The sequence below is a fragment of the Wenzhouxiangella sp. 15190 genome (assembly GCF_003417465.1).
In the GTDB taxonomy this organism is placed as follows: Bacteria; Pseudomonadota; Gammaproteobacteria; order Xanthomonadales; family Wenzhouxiangellaceae; genus Wenzhouxiangella.
In genome coordinates, this window is the sequence record NZ_QVMV01000027.1 from 155,619 (window position 1) to 177,310 (window position 21,692).

24 protein-coding genes are annotated in these 21,692 nt (G+C 65.2%); 12 read left to right on the forward strand and 12 right to left on the reverse strand.

Annotated features, from left to right (window positions below; all coding sequences use genetic code 11):
* The first annotated feature begins 2 nt into the window (after nt 1-2).
* Genes DZK26_RS06925 through fabG form a run of 8 tightly spaced genes read left to right on the forward strand, consistent with a single transcriptional unit; the run spans nt 3 to nt 7,139 of the window.
* A complete protein-coding gene (locus DZK26_RS06925) occupies nt 3-611 on the forward strand; it encodes a hypothetical protein (RefSeq protein ID WP_116898319.1) in 609 nt (202 codons plus the stop codon).
* A complete protein-coding gene (locus tag DZK26_RS06930) occupies nt 608-1,939 on the forward strand; it encodes an AMP-binding protein (RefSeq protein ID WP_116898320.1) in 1,332 nt (443 codons plus the stop codon). The genes DZK26_RS06925 and DZK26_RS06930 overlap by 4 nt, the downstream gene beginning before the upstream one ends.
* Nucleotides 1,936-2,244, forward strand: coding sequence for a hypothetical protein (locus DZK26_RS06935; RefSeq protein WP_116898321.1), 309 nt, complete (start codon nt 1,936-1,938; stop codon nt 2,242-2,244). Before DZK26_RS06930 ends, DZK26_RS06935 begins: the two co-directional genes overlap by 4 nt.
* Nucleotides 2,228-3,166, forward strand: coding sequence for an acyltransferase (locus DZK26_RS06940; RefSeq protein WP_147306659.1), 939 nt, complete (start codon nt 2,228-2,230; stop codon nt 3,164-3,166). The genes DZK26_RS06935 and DZK26_RS06940 overlap by 17 nt, the downstream gene beginning before the upstream one ends.
* The gene (locus DZK26_RS06945; RefSeq protein WP_116898323.1) at nt 3,114-3,698 is read left to right on the forward strand and encodes a LolA-related protein; all 585 of its coding nucleotides are present in this window, start codon (nt 3,114-3,116) and stop codon (nt 3,696-3,698) included. Before DZK26_RS06940 ends, DZK26_RS06945 begins: the two co-directional genes overlap by 53 nt.
* A complete protein-coding gene (locus tag DZK26_RS06950) occupies nt 3,695-5,950 on the forward strand; it encodes an MMPL family transporter (RefSeq protein WP_116898324.1) in 2,256 nt (751 codons plus the stop codon). Before DZK26_RS06945 ends, DZK26_RS06950 begins: the two co-directional genes overlap by 4 nt.
* The gene (locus DZK26_RS06955; protein WP_116898325.1) at nt 5,947-6,387 is read left to right on the forward strand and encodes a hypothetical protein; all 441 of its coding nucleotides are present in this window, start codon (nt 5,947-5,949) and stop codon (nt 6,385-6,387) included. Before DZK26_RS06950 ends, DZK26_RS06955 begins: the two co-directional genes overlap by 4 nt.
* Nucleotides 6,384-7,139 carry a 3-oxoacyl-ACP reductase FabG gene (gene fabG / locus DZK26_RS06960; protein ID WP_116898326.1) on the forward strand — a complete coding sequence of 252 codons (756 nt, stop codon included), beginning with the start codon at nt 6,384-6,386 and terminating at the stop codon, nt 7,137-7,139. The genes DZK26_RS06955 and fabG overlap by 4 nt, the downstream gene beginning before the upstream one ends.
* Nucleotides 7,140-7,508: 369 nt before the next feature.
* On the opposite strand, the gene DZK26_RS06965 is transcribed toward fabG, so the two are convergent.
* Entirely contained in the window at nt 7,509-9,614 is a 2,106-nt protein-coding gene (locus tag DZK26_RS06965; RefSeq protein ID WP_116898327.1) for an AsmA family protein, read from the reverse strand.
* 162 nt (nt 9,615-9,776) lie between these two features.
* On the opposite strand from DZK26_RS06965, the gene DZK26_RS06970 reads away from it, so the two are divergent.
* Nucleotides 9,777-10,598, forward strand: a complete 822-nt coding sequence (locus DZK26_RS06970; protein ID WP_116898328.1) for a class I SAM-dependent methyltransferase — start codon at nt 9,777-9,779, stop codon at nt 10,596-10,598.
* Nucleotides 10,599-10,822: 224 nt separating this feature from the next.
* Here DZK26_RS06970 and DZK26_RS06975 read toward each other — a convergent pair whose 3' ends face one another.
* Nucleotides 10,823-11,440, reverse strand: coding sequence for a hypothetical protein (locus DZK26_RS06975; RefSeq protein WP_116898329.1), 618 nt, complete (start codon nt 11,438-11,440; stop codon nt 10,823-10,825).
* A 137-nt stretch (nt 11,441-11,577) separates the two neighbouring features.
* Here DZK26_RS06975 and DZK26_RS06980 point away from each other — a divergent pair, with 137 nt between their 5' ends.
* Nucleotides 11,578-13,050 carry an ectonucleotide pyrophosphatase/phosphodiesterase gene (locus DZK26_RS06980; protein WP_116898330.1) on the forward strand — a complete coding sequence of 491 codons (1,473 nt, stop codon included), beginning with the start codon at nt 11,578-11,580 and terminating at the stop codon, nt 13,048-13,050.
* Nucleotides 13,051-13,143: 93 nt separating this feature from the next.
* On the opposite strand, the gene DZK26_RS06985 is transcribed toward DZK26_RS06980, so the two are convergent.
* From DZK26_RS06985 to DZK26_RS07025, 9 genes are read right to left on the reverse strand one after another with little or no spacing between them, the layout of a single operon-like run.
* Entirely contained in the window at nt 13,144-14,778 is a 1,635-nt protein-coding gene (locus DZK26_RS06985) for a BCCT family transporter (RefSeq protein WP_116898331.1), read from the reverse strand.
* A gap of 24 nt (nt 14,779-14,802) precedes the next feature.
* Nucleotides 14,803-15,336: a hypothetical protein gene (locus DZK26_RS06990; protein WP_116898332.1), complete on the reverse strand. Its 534-nt coding sequence runs from the start codon at nt 15,334-15,336 to the stop codon at nt 14,803-14,805.
* Between the two features lie 38 nt (nt 15,337-15,374).
* Nucleotides 15,375-15,653: a hypothetical protein gene (locus tag DZK26_RS06995; protein ID WP_116898333.1), complete on the reverse strand. Its 279-nt coding sequence runs from the start codon at nt 15,651-15,653 to the stop codon at nt 15,375-15,377.
* Nucleotides 15,650-16,363: an aspartate/glutamate racemase family protein gene (locus DZK26_RS07000; RefSeq protein ID WP_116898334.1), complete on the reverse strand. Its 714-nt coding sequence runs from the start codon at nt 16,361-16,363 to the stop codon at nt 15,650-15,652. The genes DZK26_RS06995 and DZK26_RS07000 overlap by 4 nt, the downstream gene beginning before the upstream one ends.
* A gap of 28 nt (nt 16,364-16,391) precedes the next feature.
* Complete coding sequence (locus DZK26_RS07005) at nt 16,392-16,844, reverse strand: isoprenylcysteine carboxylmethyltransferase family protein (protein ID WP_258870864.1); 453 nt, start codon at nt 16,842-16,844, stop codon at nt 16,392-16,394.
* Between the two features lies 1 nt (nt 16,845).
* Complete coding sequence (locus DZK26_RS07010) at nt 16,846-17,280, reverse strand: NUDIX domain-containing protein (protein ID WP_116898336.1); 435 nt, start codon at nt 17,278-17,280, stop codon at nt 16,846-16,848.
* Nucleotides 17,281-17,287: 7 nt separating this feature from the next.
* Entirely contained in the window at nt 17,288-18,208 is a 921-nt protein-coding gene (locus tag DZK26_RS07015; protein WP_116898337.1) for an alpha/beta hydrolase, read from the reverse strand.
* A 13-nt stretch (nt 18,209-18,221) separates the two neighbouring features.
* Nucleotides 18,222-18,467 (reverse strand): hypothetical protein, encoded by a 246-nt coding sequence (locus DZK26_RS07020; protein WP_116898338.1) that lies wholly within the window; start codon nt 18,465-18,467, stop codon nt 18,222-18,224.
* A 2-nt stretch (nt 18,468-18,469) separates the two neighbouring features.
* Nucleotides 18,470-18,751: a hypothetical protein gene (locus DZK26_RS07025; RefSeq protein WP_116898339.1), complete on the reverse strand. Its 282-nt coding sequence runs from the start codon at nt 18,749-18,751 to the stop codon at nt 18,470-18,472.
* Nucleotides 18,752-18,884: 133 nt separating this feature from the next.
* Here DZK26_RS07025 and DZK26_RS07030 point away from each other — a divergent pair, with 133 nt between their 5' ends.
* A complete protein-coding gene (locus DZK26_RS07030; protein ID WP_116898340.1) occupies nt 18,885-19,751 on the forward strand; it encodes an aminotransferase class IV in 867 nt (288 codons plus the stop codon).
* Nucleotides 19,735-20,481 carry a hypothetical protein gene (locus DZK26_RS07035; RefSeq protein ID WP_220337153.1) on the forward strand — a complete coding sequence of 249 codons (747 nt, stop codon included), beginning with the start codon at nt 19,735-19,737 and terminating at the stop codon, nt 20,479-20,481. The genes DZK26_RS07030 and DZK26_RS07035 overlap by 17 nt, the downstream gene beginning before the upstream one ends.
* Nucleotides 20,482-20,507: 26 nt before the next feature.
* Here DZK26_RS07035 and DZK26_RS07040 read toward each other — a convergent pair whose 3' ends face one another.
* The gene (locus tag DZK26_RS07040; protein WP_116898341.1) at nt 20,508-21,680 is read right to left on the reverse strand and encodes an MFS transporter; all 1,173 of its coding nucleotides are present in this window, start codon (nt 21,678-21,680) and stop codon (nt 20,508-20,510) included.
* Nucleotides 21,681-21,692: the final 12 nt, after the last annotated feature.

A 21,692-nucleotide genomic window follows, 5' to 3' on the forward strand; every position in this document is an offset into this window, starting at 1 on the left:
TCATGCCTCGCTGGCGACTGATCGCCCTGGCCCTCTATCCGGTGCTGGTCTATGTCTCGCTGTACCTGGGCCGGCCCGAGCTTCGTTCACTGTGCCTGCCGCTGCTGGCGCTGCTGTTCCTGCCGCTTCTGCCGGGCATGGTCGGGCGGACGATCCTGATGGGCGCCGCGCTTGCGCTGGCAGGCCTGGCCCTGTTCGCACCCTCACTGGCGCTGTGGCCACCGGGCGTGATCTTCGTCGGTCTCGGCATCTGGTTCGCCTGCACCCTCAGGGCCGGCACCACACCGGTTATCGAACGCTTTGCCAACCTGGTCCATGCGAACAACGGCACCGCGGCGCCCGACCATGCAGGCCGCTGGCTGAGGGGCTGGACCCTGGCCTGGGCGATCGTGCTCGCGGCGATCGGCGGCGTGGCGCTGTGGCTGGCCGCCGATGATCGCGCCCAGGCCTGGTTGCTCTGGGTCGTGATCGCCGCGCCCCTGCTCATGCTGGCCACGCTCTGGCTGGAACTGCTGCTGCGACGGCGTGTTTTCCCCGAGGACGACCATCCCGGCCTGATCCGCTTCCTGCTGGACGTGGTACGCATTCAACCGCATCATTTCGCCCGATGACGACGCTTCCCCTGACCAATCGCTCGCCCGACGAGCTCGTCATGCTGCACGACGACGAACCGGTGAGCATCGGCCGCTTCATCGCGCGTGCCGGCATGCTGACCCGACAGCTTCCCGAAGGCAGTCCGGTCATCAATCTCTGCCAGGACCGCCACGCCTTCAGTGTGACCTTTGCGGCGGCCATCATGGGCGGCGGCTGCAACCTGCTGCCGGCCAATCGTCTCAAGGCCACCGTCGACGAACTCGTGAGCAGCTTTGATGGCGCAGTGGTCGTCGCCGACCGGCCGCTGGAGGGTTTTACCGGAGCGTACGTCGACCCGACCGAAGCACTCGAAAGCCAGGATATGGACCGGGGCATTCCGAAGATTCCGGCCGATCAGCTGGCCGCCGTGGTCTTCACCTCCGGCAGCACCGGGCGTTCATCGCGCATCGAGAAGCCCTGGCAAACGCTCCACGACAGCAGCTTGATCAATCTGGCCCAACTCGATCCTCCGCCCGGCGCCCGCGTACTGGCAACCGTGCCGCCGCAGCACATGTGGGGCCTGGAGACGTCCGTGCTCATGCCCTGGTTCGGACCGGTGACCGTCGCCTCGGCCCATCCATTTTTTGTCGCCGATATCTGTCGGCAACTCGATCGGATCGAGCATCCCCGCGTTCTGGTCTCCACACCAGTTCACCTGCGGGCCCTGGTGGAATCGGACGCCGAACTGCCGGCCATCGAACGGGTCTACTCGGCGACCGCGCCCCTGAGCCGTTCCCTGGCACGGGATATCGAGCGGCTCAGCGGCGCGAAGGTCGTCGAAATCTACGGCTGCTCCGAAACCGGCTGTCTGGCCAGGCGCCAGACCGCCCGGGTCGAGGACTGGCAGTTGTTCGAAGCCTTCGAACTGACATCCGACGGAGACGGCACCGTGGCCCGCGCTGCGCACCTGCCCGGGCCGGTCCGCCTGATGGATCACCTGGCGCTTCGCACCGATGCCCGCTTCCGCTTGCTGGGCCGCCAAAGCGACCTGGTCAATATCGCCGGCAAGCGCGCCTCCCTGGCGGAACTGACCGGCATCCTGCTCGACATTCCGGGAGTCCTCGACGGCGTCATTTTCCAGCCGCCGGAAACCGACGACGCACCCGCCACCCGTCTGGCCGCCCTGGTCGTGGCGCCCAATCTCGAAGCGGCCGACATCCGCCGCGCCCTCGGTCGCCGAGTCGATGCGGCTTTCATGCCGCGGCCGCTGCGGCTGGTTGAGCGCCTGCCGCGGGCCGAGACCGGCAAGCTGCCCCGGCAGTCCTTGCTGCAGCTCTTCGCGCAAACCTGCAGGCAGGCAGGATGAATCCGATCGACGTCATCTGCCGTATTCCGGCCGATCATCCGGCGCTGCCGGGGCATTTCCCCGACAACCCCATCGTGCCGGGCGTCGTGCTGCTCGAACTGGTTCAGCGCCAGGCGCGCGTGCTGGCCGGCTTCCGCGACGGTCCGACGCACTGGCAGCGCATCAAGTTCCTGCATCCGGTTCGGCCCGAAGAATCGATTCGCCTGCATATCGAGGGCACCGCCGACCAGTTTTCCTTCGTCATCAAATCCGAGGACGGCCAGGCCGTCGCGCGTGGACAGTGCCGTCATGGCGCATTGGCGTGAACGCCCGGAGGGCGGTAACCGCTTCTGGCTCGTCCTGATCCGCTGGTGCATCCTCCACGTCGGACGCGGCTTCGCCCAGTTCTGCATGTTCCCGACGACGCTGTACTTCTTCCTGGTGCGCGGGTCCGAACGGCGCGCTTCCAGGGAATGGCTCCGGCGTGTCGGCGCACCGCACCAGGGCTGGTGGGGCGTGATGATCCACATCTATACCTTTGCCATCACCATCGTCGACCGCGTGCTGCTGCTGGCCGGCCGGGGCGACGAACTCGACGTTCATCCCGAGGGCGTCGAACACCTGCACGACATGCTCGACCGGGGGCACGGCTGCATGCTGCTGGGGTCGCACCTGGGCAGCTTCGAGGCGATTCGCGTCTTCAACCGACAGGCCCCGTCGCAATACCGCAAGCTCAAGGTTGTGATGGACCGCAACCAGAACTCACTGATGACGCAGATGATGGAGGAAATCTCCCCGGATATTCGCGACACCGTCATCGACGCAAGTCAGCCCGGGCCCGCTATCGTGCTTGAAGCCGGCGGCGTCATGGAAGACGGCGGCATGGTTGCCATGCTGGCCGACCGCACCTGGGGCAGCGAGGCTGCCGTGGCGGTTTCCTTTCTGGACCGCCCGACCCGCCTGCCGGCTTCACCGTTGGCGATTGCCGATATACTCGACGCGCCGGTCGTCATGGTGTTCGGCCTCTACGAGGGCCGGCGGCGCTATCGGCTGGTGTTCGAACCGCTGCCGGCAACGGCCGCACGGTCGAAGTCGCGTAGTGAGCGGCGGCGCTTGCTGAACGAACGGATTCAACACTACGCCGACCGCCTGGCGCACTATGCGCGTCAATACCCCTACAATTGGTTCAACTTCTATGATTTCTGGACTGCTGACACTGATCCTGATCGCCGCGGCGACGACGACTGACGCCGGCGCACCCGAGAATCTCGACGAACTGCTCTCGTCCCTGGCTCCGGAAGACGATCGCACCGAGTTGCATTTCGTCGAGCGGCGCAGTTCGCCTTTGCTGTCCGAGCCGCTTGTCGTGACCGGCCGGATCTGGCGCAACCTTCACGGCCATCTCGTGCGCCAGACGCTTGAACCCCGTGAAACAAAACATACGCTGAGCTCGAACATGGTCATCATCGAGCGCCCCGGGCACTCGTCCCGCAATTACAGCCTCGGTCACATCCCGGAATTGGCGGTGCTCTACCACGGCCTGTCCGCGCTGCTGACCGGCGACGCCGATGCCCTGCGCGAACGCTTCAAACACGAGCTGACGGGTAAAGAATGCGGAGAAGAATGCTGCTGGCGACTCACCCTGAAGCCGCGCGACGAAGCGCTGGCCGCACAGGTCGAGTCGCTCTCGCTCAGCGGCAAGGACGATAGGCTTGAGCGCTTCGTACTCGCCCTGTCCGACGGCGAGAAAATCGAAACCGAACTGAGCCGCCAGCCGTGAGACACATCTGGCGCCCACTGCTGGCCCTGTTGCTATTGGCTGGCGCCGGCGCCCTTGCCGTTTCCGCCCTGGAACTCGACTACCGCCTGGACGCCTTCCTGCCCGCCCCCGAAACGGCCCGCCAACAGATCGTCGTCGACCAGGTCTCCGGCGGCAGCACCGCCCGCCTGATTCTTGCCGCCGTCGACGGGGAAGATCCCCTGGCGATGGCCGAAACCAGCCGCGCGCTGGCCGAACGCTGGCGCGGCCTCAAGGGCGTCGAACGCGTCGACAACGGCGATTGGTCGCGGCAGGAAGCCCTCCTCGACAAACTCATGCAGGCCCGCTTTGTCCTGGCAGGCGACGTCGCGGAACGCGTGACACCCGAAGCCGTGGCCGAAGCACTGAACAACCGCCTGGCCGACCTGACCGTCGCCGGCCGGCGGGCCGAATCGCTGATCGCCCGCGACCCGCTTGGCATGGTCGAGGAACTCGCCGCCGGCCTGGCCGAGGGTCGGCAGACCCAGCGGATCGACGGCGCATGGTTCGATGCCGCCGGCGAGCGCGCCTTGCTGATCGTCCATTCGTCGCATGCTCCCTATGCCATCGACCAGCAGGAACGGTTGCTCGAGGCTCTGCGTTCGAGCTTTACCGACATCGCCCCCGATCGGCAGCGCCTTGAACTCGCCGGTGCCCCCGTCATCGGTGTGGCCAGCGCCACGGCTTCCAGGTCCGACGCGCTCCGTTTGAGTCTCTGGGGCAGCGCGCTATTGCTGGTGGTGCTGGCGTTTGCCTGGCGCTCGGTCAGTGCCATCATCGCCGGCGCCGTACCGCTGGCTTTCGGCGTGGTCTGCGGACTGACCGTAACCGTTCTGGCTTTCGGCCAGGTGCACGGCCTGACCCTGGCCTTCGGCTTCACGCTTCTCGGCGTCGCGCTCGACTACCCCGTCCACCTGTTCGGCCACGCCGACCGGCGCGCCCTGTCGGCAACCGCCCGCAACATCCGCGCGCCCCTGCTGCTGGGCGTGACCAGCACCCTGATCGCCTATGTCGCAATCTGGCTGTCCGACAGCCCGGGCCTGGCGCAGCTTGGCGCGTTTTCGGCCGCCGGCCTGGCCGGCGCGGCCCTGGCCACGCAGTTCCTGCCCGCGCTCAACCCGGCCCTGCCCCGGCGGGTGGAGCCAACCCGGGTCAGTCCGTTCAACTGGCCGGCCGTACCCCTGCTGCTCGGTCTGGCCGCACTGGGTTTCCTGGTCTGGCAGGGCGAGGCGCGCTGGTCCCACGACCTCTCGCGCCTGAGCCCGATCGATCGCAGCCAGATCGCCGCCGACCGCGAACTTCGGGCTGCAGTCGGCGGCGGTGAAGTCCGCCATCTCATCGCGACCAGCGGTGAAACCCTGGAAGCCGCACTCGAGGCGAGCGAGCAAACAGTGGAGCTGCTGGAGAGCGCCCGCGAGCAGGGCCTGATCGAGGGCTGGCAGGCCGCTACTGAGTTATTGCCGACCGAGGAGACCCAGCGGCACCGCCTGTCCGCATGGCCGACGGCCGAAGCGATGCGCAAGCGCCTGGAGTCCGCCGACTCGGGTTTTCGCTCCGGCGCGTTCGAGCCCTTCCTGGCCGACCTCGACCGGGCCCGATCCCGGGGGCCGATTTCACGCAACTTCTGGGACGGCACCCCGCTGGCCGCCCGGCTCGATTCACAGCTGACGAAGACGGCGACAGGCTGGAATACGCTGATCCAGCCCGTCGGCCTGTCCGACGCCGAGACACTTGCCGCATTCCTGGCGCGCAACGATGCGCCGGCCCAGCTGATCGATCTCGCCGAAGGGTCGCAAGCCATGGTGGCCGCATGGCGGCAGGAGGCTTCGCTGAGCCTGGGCCTGGCCGCCGCGCTGATCGTGCTGCTGCTCTGGCTTCGACTGCGTCATCCCGTCGAAACCCTGGCAGTCCTTCTGCCCCCGGCCTCGGCGGTCCTGGTCGCCGCCGCGACGATGAGCCACCTCGACGGCGGGCTGACCATCGTCCACCTCATCGGCCTATTGCTGACCGCCGGCATCGGCCTGGACTTCGCGCTGTTTTCTCGCAACTTCCGCACCGATCCGCCGGCAGCGGCGCGCAGCCGCCGGGCGATCAACACCTGCGCGGCATCGACCGGCGGGGTCTTCCTGGTCCTCGGCCAGTCGACCATCGGCATGCTGCAGATGCTCGGCTTGACCGTGGCGCTGGGCATTTTGCTATCTTGGCTGTTTTCACGAATTGGGCTTCCCCGGTGACCGAACGGATCACGGACATCGAAACCCGCGTGCCGCACGCCGGCGCCATGGTGCTGATCGAAGAGGTCGTCAGCCATGACGACTCGCGCATTACCTGCCGCGCCGAAACCGGCCGGCTCGAGGACCACCCGCTGGGGCGCAAGGGCCGGCTGCCGGCCAGCGCCCTGGCCGAGTACGGCGCGCAGGCCATGGCCGTGCACGGCAGTCTGCTGGCGGCCGAAGACGCACCGGCGCGGGAGGGCCGGCTGGTGGCCCTGCCCGAACTCGAACTCGGCATCGCCGCCCTGGAGGCGCCGGCTGAACTGATCATCCATGCCGACCGCATCGGCGGCAGCGCCATGGGCGAGGTCTACGAATTCCGCGTGCTCAGTGACGACGCCATGCTGGCGCGCGGCCGCGCCACCATCATGTTCCCGTCTTCGGGGACGGCGGCATGAGCCGCGCAACAAGCGGCCGCCGACCCGATCCCTGCCGGGCGCTGGTGACCGGCGGCTCGGGTGAGATCGGCGAGGCCATCTGCCGGTCACTGGCGGCCGACGGTCATGACGTCCTGGTTCACGCCGGCCGCGGTCTCGAGCGCGCCGAGTCCGTGGCTCAAGCCATCCGCAACGACGGCGGCCGGGCCGATGCGGTGCAGTTCGATCTGGCCGACGGCGCGGCGACCCGCGCGGCAGTGGCGGAACTGGTCGAGACATCACCGCTGGGCGTAGTGATACACAACGCCGGCATCCATGACGACGCCCCGATGGCCGGCATGTCGCCGCAACAATGGCAGCGCGTCATCGAGATCAATCTCAACGGCTTCTACAACGTGGTCCAGCCGGCGCTCCTGGGCATGGCACGCTTGCGCTGGGGCCGGGTCGTCGCCGTCTCGAGCGTGGCCGCACGCCTCGGCAACCGGGGGCAGGTCAACTATTCGGCGGCCAAGGCCGGCCTGCACGGCGCGGTCGCCTCGCTGGCGCGCGAAATGGCCAGCCGGGGCGTCAGCGCCAACGCCATCGCGCCGGGCGTGATCGACACCGGCATGCTGGGCGAGCTCGATCGCGACAGCCTGCTGGCGGCCATCCCGGCCGGCCGCTTCGGCCGGCCCGACGACGTGGGTGCGCTGGCGGCCTTCCTGTGCTCGGACGCCGCCGGTTACATCAACGGGCAGGTAATTGGGGTCGACGGCGGCATGGCACCGGGTTGAGGAATACCCGCTTGCTACGTTTTTGGAGTCCCCGATAGGGGATCCGTAAATCCCTCACCTTTGTGCGATTGATGGAGCTTAAAAAATTCCAAATTTCAAGCACCAAATCTCAAACAAATTCGAATGACCAAATTTTTAATGACCGAAACGGACATGGCGCCAAAGTGACAGGCTTGTGCCGATTGCAGATGTAAGTGCCCAATTGCAAGATCGGTAAGGGCTAAGCCGGCCCGGGATTTCTGCAAGTCGCATAATGCGGCCGCCGTCACCGTTTAGGTCATTGGGATTTCGTTCATTGGGATTTGTTTGAAAATTAGTGCTTGTGATTTGGTGCTTCGACCAATCGACCGATGGTCGTTAACAGGCTTCTTAAACTCCTCCTGCCGGAGGTGGGTCGCTTTCAGTTTCTTCTTGTGACTCGTCGACCTCGGGGTCTTCCTCGGGTTCTTCGTCTTTTTCCTGCTTTTCGAGCAGGCCGCGCAGGAGGTTGCGGCCGGCTTCCCGGCGGCGCTCGCCCTCGTCAGGTTCGGCGCCCTCCTGAGCCGGCTCGCCTTCTTCCTGCGTTTCGGCTGACTCTTCTTCCGATTCACCTTCGTCGTCGTCATCCAGCGCCTCGAGCAGGCGTCGGCCGAGCTCCTCGCGCACGGCGCCCTCGGCCAGCGCGGCCAGGTCGACGCTGACCGTTGGTGCGGTCAGTTCACCGGAAATGCCCAGCGGGATCCGGCCGTTGGTGGCACGACGAAGGGCACGGGGAAGCTGCTGCGTGAGTTCCTCGCCCAGATCCAGCGCCAGCACATAGTCGACCCGGTTGGCACCCAGGTCGATGCGACCCTGGCCGGTCGCCGCATAGCCGGCCGCGGCCAGGTTCAGGTCGGGCAGCTCGACGACGCCGTCTTCGATCGTCAGACCCCCGTCGAGCGTTCGGAAGCGGGTCTCGCCACCGAAAGTCCGGGCGATGTTCCCCAGATTGTCGGTGGTCAATTCCTGCTCGATAAGGGCCCGCAGGTCCACGCCCTGAAGAACGCCATCGGCAATGGCGAAATTGCCGTTGCCGGCGAGCGAGGCCAGCATCTGCTCTGGACTGAAGCCGCTGAAGCGCACATCCATGGTGAACTCGCCCTGGCCGTCAACCGGCGACTGGCTGGTGAACAACGAAGCCAGCTCGGCAACCCGAACTCCCGACAGGTTGGGGCTAAGCACGACCTCGGGAGGCTGCTGAGTAAAGTCCACCCGCGCGCTGCCCTCGAACTGTCCACCGAAAAGCCGGGCCGATAGCGGATCAAGCGTCAATTCACCGCCGCTGAGGCGGCTGCGGGCCGTGACATCCGTAAGGCGTGCGCCCTCGGCCATCACCAGTTCACCGAGCTCCAGTGAGAAGTCCAGGTCGAACATGTCGAGCGCGCTGAAGTCCTGGGCGGGCCCGCCGTCGGCGTCATCCCCGGCATCGCCGCTGCCCTGACCGCCTTCGGGAACGAGGGTGGTCAGATCCAGCCGTTCACCCGTGACGTTCAATCGGCCGCCGATGCGCTCGCCGACAGTGGCTTCACCGTCGAGGTTCAGGGCTTGGCCATTCAGTGTCAGGCGGGCCGCCGGCAGGCTGGCGCGCACAACTTCTCCGATGGTGGCCGTAATGGCCTGCTCGGCCGATAACTCAGCGTTCAGCTCGCCCATTTCGACGCGATTGGCGAAGGATGTCAGCTCGATACGAAGCGGATCGGCCAAGGGCTCGACCACCAGGCTGCCCTCCGCTTCGCCTTCGGCACCCGCTGCAAGGAGGGTATAGCGCAGCGACCAGTCCGAAAGGGCCACTTGCGCGAGATCCGCCGCCACACGCACGGTTCCGTCAAGCGCCAGGGTCACCACGGCCTCGCCGCCCTCGACCAGGCGGCCATCGAGCGAAAGTGGCAAATCCGCTCCGGCCGCGAAGGAATCGAGAGAGAGGCTGTCGAGATGCAGCTCCGTGCGGGAGTCGGCTGCGAGGTCGATCAGGTTCAACACCACGTTGCGGAACTGCACCCCGCCGGTACGGATCTGCGAAAGATCCGTCGGCTCATTGGAATCGGGCGCCGTTTCCGAACCGGCGAACAGGCCGTCCAGATTGCTCGATCCGTCACGGCCGGTCACCACGTTGAGGTCGGCCTGCCCGATGGTCACGGTTCCGATCTCGATTTCGCCGCGCAGCAGCGGCAGAACACGCACGGACGCCGAGGCACGCTCGATACTCGCCAGGGACGGAGCCTGCTCGAACTCGGATTGATTGTCGACGGTCACGTCCCGTATATCGAGCGCCAGCCAGGGGAAGAACGTCAGTTCCATCGGGCCTTCCAGCCTGACTTCGCGGCCGAGTTGCTCGCTGGCCCGAGCGGCCAGTTGCTCGCGATAATCGTCCGGATCGATCAACAAGGCGGCGGTCACGACCGCCACGATCAGCAGGGCGATGAGGATGAAGACAAGGAGAATGATCTTGCGCAGCATCTTCTGGCTCCTCCGGGAGCGAAGTCATGAGAAAGCTTATCAGATTCCCGCGGCCCGACTGCCCGGCGCCGGGCAGTCCGCAATCGGCGCTACAGATTCAGTACTTGCGCATGCACGCCTGCGGTTGTTTCATGGGAGGAAACCTGAAGCGGAGGATCGACCATGGATAACGGCGAACCGGACTTTCGGGAACTCAAGGAGCGACTGCACGCCACCTGGACGGCGGGCGACTACGGCAAGGTCGCCGAAGGCCTCGAAGAGGGTGCCCGGAGATTCTTCCGGCGACTCGACCTCAATCCCGGCGAGCGTGTCCTGGATGTGGCCTGCGGCAGCGGCCAGGTGGCTCTGCTGGCCGCCGCGTCCGGCGCCAAAGTCACCGGCGTCGACCTCGCACCGGTCTGGATCGAGCAGGCTCGGGCGCGGGCGGCTTCGGCCGGCCTGGAGGCACAATTCGACGTGGGTGACGCGGAAGACCTGCCCTACGAGGACGAGGGCTTCGACCTCACCATCAGCTTGATCGGCGCCATGTTCGCCCCGAGGCCCGAGCGGGTCACTGCCGAACTGCTGCGCGTCACCCGGCCCGGGGGCCGCATCGTGCTGGGCAACTGGACGCCCGAGAGTTTCGTAGGCGACTTCTTCCGGACCGTCGGCCGGCATGTTCCCCCGCCCGACATGCCTTCGCCCTTGCTATGGGGCGACGAAGCAACCGTCGAGCAGCGCCTGGGCGCGCAGGTGGCCGAATTGTGGATGACGCGCCTGCCCTACGAACTGGTGCATGCCGAAGCACCGGAGGAAGTCGTCGGCTTCTACCGGGAACACTTCGGACCCCTCAAACAGGCATTCGCCGCGCTCGATGCCGACGCACAATCCGCCCTCCAGGCCGACCTGATGGCGTTGTGGACCGGCGACCGCGTCGACACCAGCGAGGGCACCCGCGCCCAGAGCGAAATCCTGGAGGTCGTCGCGATCAAGCCGACCGGCTGAATAATGTCCAAGTACCAAGCACCAATTCTCAAACAAGAACCAATGTTTCAATCACCGAATGTTCAAAACGTGGCCTCAGGCATTCGAAGCGCCCCGGCTCGTTTCGGTCATTGGAGAATTCGGTCATTGAGATTTGTTTGTAAATTGGTGCTTGGAATTTGAAAATTTCAAAACTCCTCCGTCGCCCAAAGACGAGGGATTAATGGCTTCCTTGACCGGAGACTCTAAATTCCAAACCAGGCAAACGCGTACCCCTCCATCAACTCCTCTCGGTGCGACGAGACCATTTCGACCACTTCGTCGGGGACCTGGTAGTCGCGCATCTGCGGTGCCTGGTCGCCGAACGAGGCCACGGCGACTTCCTGTCCCAGGGCGCGATAGATCTGGTTGCGCACGTAGAGATATTCCTGCAGCGAAAAGTTATAGCGGTTGAGCGCTTCGACCTGGACGCGCTTGGCCTCGATCAGCAGTTCGCCGAGACCCTGGTAGGCGGTAAACAGTTCGCCGATGTTGGCATCACGCTGCTCTTCGTCGATTTGCTCCTGCATCGATTCGAAACGTTGCTCGAGATCACCGAGCTCGCCCTCCATGGCCTGGCGCATGTCGCGCTGGGCAACGAGGAAGCGCTGGAACTGCTCGTTGGTAATGCTACCGTCCTCGGGCGGTGAAAACCCGTCCTGACGCTCGACCTGCTCGTTGAGCTCGGCATACTCCTGCACGAACTCTTGCACGCCCCCGGCAAACTCCCAGGCCGGCTTGATAAAGAAGAAATAGCCGGCCGTGCCTCCGACACCGACCAGTACGACGACAACGATCAGGCAGCCAACAAGAAATTTCTGCATTTTTCGCTCTTCCTGTTTTTCCGAGTGCCCAGAAGAACGGTTTTTCGTCCCGGATTCGGTCACGATCACCCAAAATTCAACAATTCGAGGCCGACGAACGATTAGACTTCGAGTGTCTCTTCACGGCTTTGTTATCGATGCTCGATCGTTTCTTCACCGCTTTTTACCTGCCCGCCGTACTGATTTTCGCCGCGCTCCTGTCGGGCTGCCAGGCGGACCCTGCAGGTCCCGCGGGCGACAAGCCCGCACCGCTGTTGCTGATTTCGATCGATGGTTTCCGCCACGACTACATCGAGCGGTTCGACAGCCCGGCGATCGACCGCATGATTCGCGAGGGTTTCTACGCCGACAGTCTGCACCAGGCCTTCCCCACCAAGACTTTCGCCACGCACTACACCCTGGTGACCGGCCGCCATCCGGGCACGCACGGCGTGGTGGCAAACAATATGTGGGATCCGAAACGCGAGGCCAGTTTTTCACTCGGCGACCGCGAGGCGGTCAATGACGGTTTCTGGTACCAGGGCGGCGAGCCGATCTGGGTAACCGCCGAGCAACAGGGGCTGACCGCAGCCACCTTTTTCTGGCCCGGCTCGGAGGCCATGATCCAGCGCACCCGCCCAACGCATTACCGAGCCTACGACGGCCGAGTGCCGCACGCCGAGCGCATCGACCAGGTGCTGGAGTGGCTGGCAATGCCCGAAGAAGAGCGTCCGGACTTCCTCACCCTCTACTTCAGTCGGGTCGACTCGCGCGGCCACAGCGACGGGCCCGCCTCGACGGCCACCCTCGACGCCGCAGCCCGGATCGACGACGAACTGGGTCGCTTGTTCTCGGAACTGGAAGCCAGGGGTCAACTCGACGCAATCAACATCATTCTCGTATCCGACCATGGCATGTCGGAGGTCAGTCGCGAGCGAACCGTGGCGCTGGACGAGCACCTGGATCTGTCGAAGGTCCGTGTCTCCGACTGGGGTCCGGCCGCGCAGCTCTGGGCCGGGGAAATGAGTGCCGACGAGATCGTCGCCGCCCTCGAGGACGCCGATCACCTGAGTGCCTGGCAACGCAAGGACATCCCGGAGCGCTATCACTTCGGCAGCCACTACCGCGTGCCCGACGTGCTGGTCGAAGCCGATCCGGGCTGGCTGATTTCCAGCAAGCCCTACATGGCCAATCCGAATCCGCCCAAGGGCATGCACGGCTGGGATCCGGCGCTGGCCGAGATGCACGGCGTTTTCGTCGCGAGAGGACCTGATTTCACGCCCGGGAGTCGCGCGCCAACCGTTCGCAGCGTCAGCGTTTATCCGCTGATGGCCCACCTGCTCGATCTGGAGCCGGCCGAAAACGAAGGTCGACTGGCCACCTTCCTGCCCTACCTCGACGCCGAAGACACGCCCGACTACCGCATCGAGCGCTTCACATGCGAGACTGGCACGATCGAAACCCGTATCGGCCCGGAGCACATGGCCCTGCACATGGGTGAATTCATCCACGTGCTCAAGCGCCAGGGTCCGGGGCGCTTCGAACAGGTCGACCTGCAGTTCGAGATTGAAGGCGATCGGGCAACCGGCCGGGTCGACGGAAATGCTTTGGGGGAGTGCCAACGCCTATAGGGCTGCCGGTAGGGCCGCGTCGACCCCCGAGCGACGATTCCCCGGACCGGCTGGAGCGTAAACCTGCTCAGCTGACGTCAGATCCAGCGCTTTTCAGCGCCCCTGACCATCTTCATCGCGCACATCACCGGCCTCCGGGTCGATGTTTTCGCGTTCGACATCATGCTCCTCGAGCAGGCGCTGAATGCGTTCGCGCAAAAGCGCCTCGTGCAACTCCTTCTGTCGCTGCTCGTCGCGGAAGGCGCGTAGCAGGGAGGTGGCCATGAAGATCATCAGAACCATGAATGGAAAGGCGGCGATGATCGAGATGGTCTGCAGCGCACCCAGGCCGCCGCTGATCAGCAACGTGCCGGTGACCAGCACCGTTGCCACGCCCCAGATCAGGCGTACCGATCGGCCCGGGTTGAGCCGCCCTCGGCTGGTGAACATGCCCAGCACGAAAGTCGCCGAATTGGCCGAAGTGATTACGAACAGCACGATGAGCAGCAGTACGGCCGGCCCGAGCACGCCGGCGGCCGGCAAAAGCTCCAGCATCCGGAAAAGCGCCGAGCTCACTTCGGTGGTCACCGCATCCCCCAGGCCGGCGTCTTCGAACAGTTCGAAGTGCAGGGCCGAACCGCCGAAGGTGGCGAACCAGACCATGCTCAGCAGGACAGGCACGCCGATGACGCCGAGCACGAACTCACGCACCGTCCGCCCCCGCGAGATTCGGGCAATGAAACTGCCCACGAACGGCGCCCACGAAAGACCCCAGGCCCAGTAGAAGATCGTCCAGCGCTCGACCCAGTCGTCACCGGTGTAAGGCTCCATCACCAGGCTCATACCGATCAGGTTGGCGAAGTAGTCGCCGAGCGCATTGGTCAGCACCGCGGTGATGAAATCCGTAGGCCCGGCGAAGAACACGAACACCAGCACCACGGCGGCGAGCAGCATGTTGGCATCGCTGACCCAGCGAATGCCCGCCTCCAGTGGCGTCAACGAGGCCAGCAGGAAGATCACCGCAATGCCGGCCAGGATGGCCAGCTGGTTATCCAGCCCGAAGTCGATGCCGGCCACCGTGTCCAGGCCACTGTTGATCTGGATGACCCCCAGGCCCAGTGTGGTCGCCACGCCGAACACCGTCGACAGTACCGCCAGCGTGTTGATGCCGTAGCCAACCGGGCCGTCGACCCGCTCGCCCAGACTGGCGCGGAAAGTCTCGCTGATCATCCCCGGCCGGCCCAGGCGGAACCGGGCATAGGCGATGGCCAGGCCAACGACGCCGAAATTGGCCCACTGGTGAAAACCCCAGTGGAAGAACGAGTACTGCATGGCCAGTCCTGCCGCCTCGGCGCTGCGCGGCTCGGCCATGCCCAGCGGCGACTCGACGAAGTGGCTCATGGGCTCGGCCACACCCCAGAAGACCAAGCCGACGCCCATGCCGGCCGAGAAGATCATGCCCAGCCAGGTGGGATAGGGAAACTCCGGCGCCTCGCCATCGGCGCCCAGGCGGATCGATCCGTAGGCGCTGAAGCCCACCCCGATACAGAAGATCAGGAAGCCGGTGGTGGCGAACAGGTACAGCCAGCCGAAGTGCGAGGTGGTGAACTCCAGCACGCTCGCGGCACCCGAGGCAAGCTGTTCGGGCATGTGCACGCCCAGGATCACGAAGCCGGACATGACCGCCAGCGAAATGATCAGCGTCCAGGGGGCATTCGCGACGCGGTATTTGACAGCGGACCAGGTCATTGAATAGCCGTGTCGCCGTATGAATCAGTGCCGGTGCTGATGACGATGGCCGCTCGCTTTCTCCCCATAGCCGCGCAGCCGCATGTACTCGGCGACCTGTTCGTCATCGAGCAGTTCGAGCTGCTCCAGGTGAGCCTGCAGGTGGATCAGGCGAATCTGTCCCTCGATGCGCGCACTCCGGGAGACCAGTTCGACCAAGCGTTGGCGAGACATCGACGCTCCAGCGAAGGTCTCTTCCAGTTCGGTCTCCACCGCAATGAGATCCCGGCCGAGCGCACCGGCGCGCTCGCGCATGGTCTCATGCAGCGCCTCGGTGCGGCGAATCTGGTCGGCGTCGAGGTCGAGGTCATCGGCCAGTTCCAGGACATGCTTCGGCCCCGGATAGCCGTTGAGTTCGGCCGCCTTGGCGTAGCCCAGGCCGTGACCGGCCTTCAGGCCCGCGATGCGCTCCGCGGACAATGCCTTGATCTGCCGACCTTGCTCGTCGGCGTAAGGAGACTCGGCGATCACGCTGGTACCGAAAAGCAGCAGGAAACAAGCGGCCAGGCATTTATGCATCAGTTAATGCTCCGAATGAGTGAGATCATGGGGTCATTCTAGTCAAACAAGCCGGCCTCTTCGCCTGCCAGTAGACGCATCCCCTTCGGCGGCATGCCGCAGCACTGCGCCCCCATTCGACGGGCCAGTTCCGCGGCAGCCGGTGAGAAAAAGAGTTCTGCCTTGCAGTGAAGATTCCCGGAAACGTGGACCAGGTAAACGGCCCAGCCCGGCGGGGCGCCGGAACGCTCGAACACACGCTTGCAGCGGCGTCGAATGTCATCCAGCTCGGCTTCGGCGAGAAGTGCATCGCCCAGCTCGAGCCGGTACCAGCTCACGTTTGCGGTGGTTCATGCTCGCCGAGCGCGAAGTCGACCGCCGCTCGAACATGCAGTTCAGTCGTATCGAACACGGGCAAGGCGACATCATCCTCACCGATCAGCAAGGCGATTTCCGTGCAACCCAGGATGACGGCTTCGGCGCCCTGTTCGGCTAGGTCGGCGATGACGCGCTGATAGGCGCGGCGGGAGTCGGACTCGATGCGCTCGGCGCAGAGTTCATCGAAGATCACGCGATGGACCATCTCCCGATCGGCCTCCCCGGGCACCAGGACCTCCAGCCCGAAGCGCTCGGCGAGGCGCTGTCGGTAGAAAGGCTGTTCCATGGTAAAGCGCGTCCCCAACAGACCCACGCGGCAACAGCCCGCCGCCTTGATCGCCTCGCCCGTGGGGTCGGCAATATGCAACAGGGGTACCTCGACCGCGGATTCGATCGACTCGGCCACCTTGTGCATGGTGTTGGTACACAACACGATGCCTTCGGCACCACCGGCGACCAGCCGCCGCGCGGCATCAGCCAGCAATTCACCCGCCTCGTCCCAGCGCCCGGCATGCTGCAGGCGCTCGACGGTTTCGAAGTCCACGCTGTAGAGCAGCAGTCGGGCGGAGTGGAGTCCGCCCAGACGCTCTGTCACGAGCTGGTTGAGCCGACGGTAGTAACTGATCGTCGACGTCCAGCTCATGCCGCCGAGAAGCCCGAGAAGTTTCATGTCTGCATTCGCTCCGTTTGCCATCACCTTAAACCCAACGTCTCGTGCGCCGGCAATAGTCCAGGTAGTCCGCTCCGAATTGCTCGGCCAGGGCCCGCTCTTCGGGAATGATCTGGAAGCGCGTCATCCAGACGACGTAGAGAGCCGGGCCGAGCAAGGCCCAGGGGGCGGCCAGCCAGACAGCCCAGCCGATCAGCGCAACAAGGAACCCGAGATACATCGGATTGCGGCTGTAGTGATAGACGCCGCTTCGAACCACGGTACTGGATTCCTCGGGCGCCATCGGGTTGACCGTGGTATTCGCCCGACGGAACTCAAGCAGACCGGCCACGACCAGAACGACAGCGGCGACCAACAGCAGCCCGGCCAGACCCAATCGCAGCCAGAATGCGGACTCGAAGCTCACGGTCGCCCGGGCAGTACCCCACATGGCTGCGGCGACAAGCGCGACCACCAGCAAGGGCGGGAGTTTTGCTTCCACGCTAGACAGCATCGGTTTCCCTTCTGCCCAGAAAGGCCGGCAGTATGTGCCGCCGGCTCAACGGCGCGACGTTCAGGTTCCCGGGATCATCCGGATCGACCCAGGCCAGTTCCTCGATCTCGGCGGCAGCCCGAGGCTCGCCCTCGATGGCCACCACGAACGCTTCGGCGCGAACACGCCGGCCGGGCTCGTGTACCGCTTGCGCCTCGAACTCACCCAGGAGAACGGCTCGCGCCGGATCGAAATTGACGCCGATTTCCTCGCGCAGTTCGCGCGCCAGCGTGGTCAGGGAATCCTCGCCCGACTCGCGCTTGCCGCCGGGCTGGATGAAGAACGCCGAAGCGCACTTTCGAACCAGCAGGACACGACCACGCTCGTCGGCGATCACGGCAGCAACCGTCCGGATCAATCGGTCGCCCACGAGCGTTTCTTCCATTCTGTAATCACTCCTGAGCGTGTTCGATCTCGAGCAGGGACAGAACCACCGATCGCGACTCGGTCCAGGCCTGCGCGAAGGGCGCGATCGGGTCGAAGTGCCCGGCCCCCTCCATGATATGCCGTATCGCTTCACCGCCGGCCGCGCGGATGCGGGCGGCATGTACGACGCTCTGATTCGTGGGCACGATGGCATCCTCGCGACCGTGGGCCAGGTGAACCGGCACCCCCGGCGGCAACAGGTGATCCGGGCTGGCCAGTACCAGCCGATCCTGGCGGCGCGATTCGTCCTCGCCGAGCAATTGGGCTGCGGAGTGATTGCAGGCGCCGTCGCCTTCGGCGTATCGCCCCAGGTCGCTGATGGCCGCCAGGGTCACCACGCCCCTCAAGCCTGACGGCAATCGGGCATGCCATTGGTGATCGGAAGGCAATTGGTCGCGAGCGGCCAGCCACAGCGCCAGGTGGCCACCGGCCGAATGTCCGAGCAACACAACATGATCGAGGTTCAGCGGATGATGCCGCGCGAGCCGATCGAGTCGTTCGAACCCGGCGACGATGTCGTCGAACGTACCCGGCCAGCCACCCCCGGGCTCGCCCAGGCGACGATACTCGAGCGACCACACCGCTACGCCGGCCTCACGCAGATCATCGGCCAGGGGCGCGACGTGGTCCAGGCCGTATTCCACCCGCCAGCAACCCCCGTGAATCAGCACGACGACCGGGAACGGACCGTCGCCATCGGGCAGATACAGATCGCCGAACTGCGATTCGGCATCACCATAGCGTTCGCGCAGTTGTGGTTCGGGCTGGGGCTGCTCGACGATCTCGCGCCATTCGACCGGGTTCCCGGCCATCGCGGTCGTACTCACGAACACGCCGGCAAGCAGCCAGCCGATCGCAAAGGTCGTGATTTCCGAGTCAATGAACATGATCTTTTTCCATTCATTCCTTCCGTCCGCTGCGCGCGCGACTTTCGCGCCGCATGATCCAGCCAAGCACACCGAAGGTTACCGCAGCGGCCAGCAGGAACAAGCCGAACATCAGAAAGGACGCGTGCCAGAAGAGGACGGATTGGTCCGGCTCACCCATCACCGACCAGGCCGACCAGGCATACATACCAACCAGCAGCAGGCCGAAAACGCCCGCGAGAAAACTCAGCGCATAAAGCAACGCCTCACGCCAGCTCATGATCACGGATTGGGGCGCATGTTGAAACGTCGCAGGCGATGATCGCAGTAGCGGCATTGCCAGGTGGTTCGAAATGTATCGCTCTCGAGCGCTTCCAGCGCAAACTCGCGCTTGCAGGCCGGACAGCGCTCACCCCACAGGAGAAAATTATAGATAACCACCGCCAACGTAAGCGGCCAGATCCAGAACCAAAACGCCGTGCCGTCGTTGAAGCCGTAGAAGAACACGAGGCTGGCAAGAAAGGCGCCAGCAATGATCAGCCGGAGTCGTTGCTTGCGTTTCATGGTCGGTATCCCGTCGCTGGCGCAGCCCCAATAATAACGCGCGCCATCCTTGCGACCACCAGTTCCCAATTGAAGGACGGGCAATCGACGTCTGCTAGACTCCCGGCGTCACCGACGCAAAGTGAATGAGTCCATGCAAATCTGGATCAACGGTCAACTGGTGCCGGAAAACGAAGCCCGGGTTTCGGTGTTCGACTCCGGCTTCGTGCTTGGTGACGGCGTCTGGGAGGGTGTGCGAGTGGTCGGCGGGAAGCCGGCCTTTCTGGGCGCCCACCTCGATCGTTTGAAGGAAGGCGCCAAGGTGCTGATGCTCGCCGGCGTACCGGACGAGCTGGAATTGCGCGAGGCCGTCGCGACCGTCATCGAAAGCAACGAACTGGTCGATGACGCCCATCTGCGCATCATGCTCACCCGCGGCGTGCGGCGCGAACCCTACCAGGATCCGCGACTGGTTCACGGCGGCCCGACCCTGGTGATCATCCCCGGCCACCACCCGGTCACCGACGAGATCCTGACCAGGCCCCAGCGACTGTTCACCGTGCACGTCCGCCGCGGCGCGCCGGACGTCCAGGACCCGCGCCTGAACAGCCACAGCAAGCTCAACTGCATCATGGCCTGCATCCAGGCCAGCGTGGCCGGCGCCGACGAGGCGCTGATGCTCGACCCCGACGGCTTCGTTGCCACCTGCAACTCCACGCATTTCTTCATCGTGCGCGACGGCACGGTGATGACCTCCGACGGACGCTACTGCCTGGGCGGCATCACGCGCGGCCACGTCCTGTCGCTGTGCCGGGCACACGGCATCCCCTGTGTGGAAAAGACCTTCAGCCTGACCGACGTCTACGCCGCCGAAGAGGCATTCACAACCGGCACGCTTGCTGGCCTGCGGCCCGTTGGCGAGGTCGACGGCCGCACGATCGGTGCGGGCCAGCGCGGTCCGGTCTCGCAGCGTCTGCAACAACTCTACGCCGAGTTGCTCGAGCGTGAAGTCGGTGCCTGAGGCGCTGCGCATCGCCATGTGGTCGGGGCCGCGCAACATCTCCACGGCGATGATGCGCGCCTTCGAAAACCGCCCCGACTGCAGCGTCAGCGACGAGCCGCTCTACGGCGCCTGGCTCAGGATGAGCGGTGAGCCGCACCCGATGCGCGAAACAGTCATCGAGGCGATGGTCGCCGACTGGCGCTCGGTGGTCGAGACCCTGACCGGCCCGGCGCCCGACGGCGCCGCCGTCTGGTACCAGAAACACATGACCCACCACATCCTGCCGGAGATGATGGAAGCCGACTGGCTGTCGAAGCTGACCCATGTCTTCCTGATCCGCGACCCGCGCCATGTGGTGGCTTCCTACCTGGGAAAACGCGACACCGTATCTCCCCGGGACATCGGCGTGCCGCAGCAGCAGGCCATCTACGACTTCGTCCTCGGCCGAGTGGGGCAGGAACCGCCGGTGATCGACAGCGGCGAGTTCCTGGGCGACCCGGAAGGCCACCTGCGCGCGCTGTGCCGACGGCTCGAGATCGAATTCCGTCCCGAGATGCTCAGCTGGCCCAGGGGGCCGCGCGACACAGACGGTGTCTGGGCGCCGCACTGGTACCAGAAGGTATGGGAATCGACCGGCTTCGGTCCGCCGCCGGATGACCCGCCGCAACTCGAAGGCCGCGCGAAGGCCGTCGCCGATACCTGCCGACCGCTCTACGAGCAGCTATACGCGCTTCGGATTACGCCCTGAACCCCCGCAAACCTCGGGCGACCACTTCATTCAGCGTTGTCCTCGGGACAGGTCGTCGGGAACCAGCGCGACGACAGCGCCAGCACCACGCCGATCGCCGCGATGACGCAAAAAGCATCCACGTAACCCAGACGTGTCTCCAGGATGCCGACCAGCGGCGAACCGGCCGCCTGGCCAAGTGCGATGGCCAAAAAGGGAATGACCGGGCCCAGCGACGGATGGTGGCGCAGCAAGCGCACGCCCGTGACCAGATGAATACCAGTCAGCATCATGTAGACGGCCCCGAACAGGGCCGCCGAGGCCAACACGATGCTCAGGGAGCCGGGCCACAGGGCGACGGTGAGCAGGGACGCGCTCATGGCGGCGAGCGCCAGCCCCTGGGTCAGGGCGATGCCGATCCGGTCGGCCAGATCGCTGGCCGCACCACCGGCCAGGCCGGCCAGACCCAGAGCCAGCCACAGCCAGGCGCTGCTGCTTTTGGGCAGCTCGCCGACGGACTGGATCAGATCGGGGGCAAAGACCCAGTAGGCCGAACTGGTCAGACCCATGCCGAAAGAGAACAGCGCAAGCCGGCGCAGCGCCTTGCGCCCGGTCGAGAGCGAACCGGTACTGTTTTCGCCGGCATATTCCATGCCCGCCGAACTCGGCACGAACCACCAGGCCAGGAGCGCACAGAAAACCGCCACCAGGGCGAATCCGACGTAGCTGCCGCGCCACTGGCTCGCCAGCCACAAGGCGGTCGGCACCGACACGACCACGCCCAGGCTGGTCCCGGCATTCATGATCGCGCCGACGCGACCGTGAACGGCAGGGCGAACTGCCGCCCGCATGCCGCCCGACAACGCCGGCATCATCAGGCCGGTGCAGATGCCGCAGGCAAACACGCCGCCGGCAAGCATCCAGGCGTTTTGAGACTGGCTGATGACCAGCAGGCCGAGCACCCCGAAAAGGCAGGACGTCAAGGCTGCGCCCCTGGCCCCGAGCCGGTCCACGACGCCGGCGGCAAAAACACTGGCGAAACAAAAACTCAGGTAGGGCACGGCGCCGACGCGACCGATGATCTCGGGTGACAAACCGAGGTCGGCGCGAATCGAGGGCACGTAAAGGCCAAACGCGAAACGCGCCAGGCCGTAACTCATGGCGATCAGTGCCGCGCCCAGCGCAGCATAACGGGTGGCGTTGAGCGTCCGGCTGCCCACCCGCCCTAGCTT

Excerpts from the sequence above, each read along its gene's own strand:
- DZK26_RS06965 (WP_116898327.1), bottom strand. The coding sequence starts at position 9,614 with ATGCTGCGCAAGATCATTCTCCTTGTCTTCATCCTCATCGCCCTGCTG.
- DZK26_RS06925 (WP_116898319.1), top strand. The coding sequence starts at position 3 with ATGCCTCGCTGGCGACTGATCGCCCTGGCCCTCTATCCGGTGCTGGTC.
- DZK26_RS06985 (WP_116898331.1), bottom strand. The coding sequence starts at position 14,778 with ATGACCTGGTCCGCTGTCAAATACCGCGTCGCGAATGCCCCCTGGACG.
- DZK26_RS06940 (WP_147306659.1), top strand. The coding sequence starts at position 2,228 with ATGGCGCATTGGCGTGAACGCCCGGAGGGCGGTAACCGCTTCTGGCTC.
- DZK26_RS06990 (WP_116898332.1), bottom strand. The coding sequence starts at position 15,336 with ATGCATAAATGCCTGGCCGCTTGTTTCCTGCTGCTTTTCGGTACCAGC.
- DZK26_RS07030 (WP_116898340.1), top strand. The coding sequence starts at position 18,885 with ATGCAAATCTGGATCAACGGTCAACTGGTGCCGGAAAACGAAGCCCGG.
- DZK26_RS06970 (WP_116898328.1), top strand. The coding sequence starts at position 9,777 with ATGGATAACGGCGAACCGGACTTTCGGGAACTCAAGGAGCGACTGCAC.
- fabG (WP_116898326.1), top strand. The coding sequence starts at position 6,384 with ATGAGCCGCGCAACAAGCGGCCGCCGACCCGATCCCTGCCGGGCGCTG.
- DZK26_RS07010 (WP_116898336.1), bottom strand. The coding sequence starts at position 17,280 with ATGGAAGAAACGCTCGTGGGCGACCGATTGATCCGGACGGTTGCTGCC.
- DZK26_RS07015 (WP_116898337.1), bottom strand. The coding sequence starts at position 18,208 with ATGTTCATTGACTCGGAAATCACGACCTTTGCGATCGGCTGGCTGCTT.
- DZK26_RS06975 (WP_116898329.1), bottom strand. The coding sequence starts at position 11,440 with ATGCAGAAATTTCTTGTTGGCTGCCTGATCGTTGTCGTCGTACTGGTC.
- DZK26_RS06935 (WP_116898321.1), top strand. The coding sequence starts at position 1,936 with ATGAATCCGATCGACGTCATCTGCCGTATTCCGGCCGATCATCCGGCG.
- DZK26_RS07020 (WP_116898338.1), bottom strand. The coding sequence starts at position 18,467 with ATGAGCTGGCGTGAGGCGTTGCTTTATGCGCTGAGTTTTCTCGCGGGC.
- DZK26_RS06930 (WP_116898320.1), top strand. The coding sequence starts at position 608 with ATGACGACGCTTCCCCTGACCAATCGCTCGCCCGACGAGCTCGTCATG.
- DZK26_RS07000 (WP_116898334.1), bottom strand. The coding sequence starts at position 16,363 with ATGAAACTTCTCGGGCTTCTCGGCGGCATGAGCTGGACGTCGACGATC.
- DZK26_RS07025 (WP_116898339.1), bottom strand. The coding sequence starts at position 18,751 with ATGAAACGCAAGCAACGACTCCGGCTGATCATTGCTGGCGCCTTTCTT.
- DZK26_RS06980 (WP_116898330.1), top strand. The coding sequence starts at position 11,578 with ATGCTCGATCGTTTCTTCACCGCTTTTTACCTGCCCGCCGTACTGATT.
- DZK26_RS06945 (WP_116898323.1), top strand. The coding sequence starts at position 3,114 with ATGATTTCTGGACTGCTGACACTGATCCTGATCGCCGCGGCGACGACG.